This window comes from Achromobacter sp. DH1f (genome assembly GCF_000633435.1).
In the GTDB taxonomy this organism is placed as follows: domain Bacteria; phylum Pseudomonadota; class Gammaproteobacteria; order Burkholderiales; family Burkholderiaceae_B; genus Achromobacter; species Achromobacter deleyi.
In genome coordinates this window covers 1-2,848 of the sequence record NZ_AYMF01000063.1, presented here as the reverse complement: position 1 = coordinate 2,848, position 2,848 = coordinate 1, and the positions used below count along the sequence as shown (strand labels likewise).

2 protein-coding genes and 2 rRNA genes are annotated in these 2,848 nt (G+C 60.8%); 2 read left to right on the top strand and 2 right to left on the bottom strand.

Annotation, left to right across the window (positions count from 1 at the left end):
- The first annotated feature begins 99 nt into the window (after positions 1–99).
- Positions 100–212: ribosomal RNA gene (gene rrf, locus U858_RS0132780) — 5S ribosomal RNA — on the top strand.
- Positions 213–388: 176 nt separating this feature from the next.
- A 5S ribosomal RNA gene (rrf, locus tag U858_RS0132775) occupies positions 389–501 on the top strand.
- A 133-nt stretch (positions 502–634) separates the two neighbouring features.
- Here rrf (U858_RS0132775) and U858_RS0132770 read toward each other — a convergent pair.
- Entirely contained in the window at positions 635–1,390 is a 756-nt protein-coding gene (locus U858_RS0132770; RefSeq protein WP_025141314.1) for an aldolase, read from the bottom strand.
- 433 nt (positions 1,391–1,823) lie between these two features.
- Positions 1,824–2,534: a haloacid dehalogenase type II gene (locus U858_RS0132760; protein WP_025141312.1), complete on the bottom strand. Its 711-nt coding sequence runs from the start codon at positions 2,532–2,534 to the stop codon at positions 1,824–1,826.
- Positions 2,535–2,848 lie beyond the last annotated feature (314 nt).

Below are 2,848 nucleotides of genomic sequence, written 5' to 3'. Positions count from 1 at the left end.
CACTGTGCGTGATCATCGAGCCAGTCTCTGATCACCACACGTTGCGCTTCTTCCAAGATTGGAGTTGTTGCCCTCAAAGCAACCACTCAACCAGTTACGCCTGACGACCATAGCAAGGTGGTACCACTCCTTCCCATCCCGAACAGGACAGTGAAACGCCTTTGCGCCGATGATAGTGGACGGACGTCTGTGAAAGTAGGTCATCGTCAGGCTTTTATTCCGCAAAACCCCATAGGCTCTGGCCTGTGGGGTTTTGTCTTTGTGTGAAAGACCCGCCTGTGTGCGGTGCGATTATCGAGTTGATGCTCTGATCGTGCAGCGCCTGGTGTGATGCAGTACCCAGGATTTGAGTATTCGCCCTTGTGGCGTGATGCTCGGCAAGTCAAAGCCTGATACCCATAGCAAGGTGGTACCACTCCTTCCCATCCCGAACAGGACAGTGAAACGCCTTTGCGCCGATGATAGTGGACGGACGTCTGTGAAAGTAGGTCAGCGTCAGGCAGTTATTCAAGAGAAAACCCCACAGGCTCACGCCTGTGGGGTTTTTGTTTTGGCGGTAGGGGACGCGTGAATGCGATCTCGCCCGTTTTGGATTCTGTTGGATCGACTTGATGCGATTGCGCACCTGACGACGTCAACGCGATCCGGTATCCGGCAGTTGGCGCCGCAGGGCGATGAAGAACAGCTCGGATTGCAGGCGTTCGCTTTGAATCTGTGAGGCGACCTTGGCGGCGATGCTGGGATCTACCGGCGCCATGGGGCGGCCGGTGGATTGGGCCAGGACCTGCGCGTTACAGGCGCGCTCGAGGAAGAAAAGATCGTCGTAGGCGTAGTCCAGGCGCTCGCCGCAGACGACGACGCCGTGATTGCCCAGGAAGGCGATGTCGGCGCCCTGCATGGCGTGGGCGATGCGTTCGCCTTCGCTGGCGTCCAGGGCCAGGCCGTTGTAGTCGGCATCGACCGCGATGCGGCCATGAAAACGCATGGCGTTCTGGGACAGGGTGGTGTCGAGCGTGCGGTCGGCCGTTAGCGTCAGAGCCGTGGCGTAGGGCATGTGCGTGTGCAGCACACAGGCCTTGCCGGCAATCCGGTGAATGGCGGCGTGGATGAACATGGCCGTCGGTTCTACCTCGTGGCGTCCCGCCAGCTTCTGGCCATGCGCGTCGACCAGCACGACGTCGTCGGCCTGGACTTCGTTCCACATCAGGCCACGGGGATTCAAGAGGAAATGGTCGGGATCGCCGGGCAGCGCGACGCTGAAATGGTTGCACACGCCTTCGCCGAGCCCATGGGAGGCGGCGGCACGCAGCGCCAGGGCCAGGTCGGCACGCAAGGCGGCGACATGTTCGGCATGAAAGAGCGCGTCGGGGAAGTGAGGATCTTTGTTCATTGGGCTACCCAGCGTGGATGTCCAGGTTGACGGTTGGAATAGGGCGAATGGATGGATCACCGTAGCGGATTGGCATTGCTCTGCCAAGAGGAGCTACGGCCGACCGAAAGGCAGTGCTGGCTTTCGGTTTTGCAAACCTGGCAGAAAATATATCTGCCGTATCTCTGATTGCTCAGCCTATATGCTGCCTGGAATGCTGCCTGACAGCCAGTCTCGAAGCCGTGCTCAACGTTGAGCTCAAAGCCAAGCTCAGCGCCAGGTTCAGCGCCAGTCTCGAAGACCGGTTCAACGCCAGGCTCGAAGCCAGGTTCAACGCCAGGTTCAAATGCAGTCTCAAGGCCAGGTGCAAATGCAGCCTCAAGGCCAGGTGCAAATGCAGCCTCAAGGCGCTGGTTCAAGTGCAGCCTCAACGGCTGCCCTGCCGTCACCCGCTTTACAGCCAGCCTGCCTGTCGGAAGAGGGCCGGAACCTTGTCCAAGGTGGAGACGGTGGCGTCGGGACGGTAGTCCGGCAAGGGTTGGCGGCCGGTGCCGCGGTCGATCCAGACACAGCGAAAGCCGATGTCGCGCGCGGCGGCGTGATCCAGGTGCGGGCTGGCGCAGATGTGCACGACCTCGTCGGGGGTGACGCCTAGACTGTCGTGGGCGTGGGCGAAGATCTTGCGTGATGGCTTGTAGGCGCCGGCTTGTTCGGCCGTGATGACGCGGTCGATGTGGCCGCCCAGTTGTGCGACGTTGCCGGCGATGATGGCGTCGTCGGTGTTGGAAATGATGCAGAGCTTGAAGCCGGCTTGTTTCAGGATCGCCAGCGTGTCGACGACTTCGGGAAACGGCGGCATGGCGGAGATGCTGCCGGTCAGCAGGCTGGCGTCTTCGGGGCGGTAGGACAGTTGCAGGTCATGCATGGTCAGCCGCAGGGATTCCCGGGTGACGTCGGCGAAGCTCATGTGGGGCGGCGTGCGTTCGAGCCGGTGCTCATGTTCGTCGTAGACGCTGAGGAATTGGGCTGGTGTGGGCGTGTGTGCTTGTTGGCCGCCGGCCAGGATACGGGCTACCGCGGCCTGCAGGCCTTCGTCCCATTGGATCAGGGTGCCATAGCAGTCGAAGGTAAGCCATTGCGGGCGGGGGAGGTGGTCCAGAGGCATGAGAAGTCCTTCTGCTATAAGCGGTTGGAGAATTCGTACCAGCTTAGAGGGGCTCACCGTGAGATGTAAAATTAATAATAAAACTCTTGTTAGTGGTTAAATAGATATCGGAGGGCAGCGTCCAACGGTTTCGATCCCGGCACCGAACGTGCTTCTGGATTCTGAAATGGGCGGACACGTGAGACACGCGGGCGCAGGCCGAGACCGGCAGGGCGGCGGCCAAGCAAGTCCGGCTCAACCTCGCGCGAGGCCAAGCGCAGTCATGCAGGCCGAGCCGAACGAAGCCGGCCGAGCCAAGCCGAGCCGGCCCAAGC

Bases quoted from the DNA above. Each gene is read 5' to 3' on its own strand.
- U858_RS0132770 (WP_025141314.1), bottom strand. From the start codon at position 1,390: ATGAACAAAGATCCTCACTTCCCCGACGCGCTCTTTCATGCCGAACAT.
- U858_RS0132760 (WP_025141312.1), bottom strand. From the start codon at position 2,534: ATGCCTCTGGACCACCTCCCCCGCCCGCAATGGCTTACCTTCGACTGC.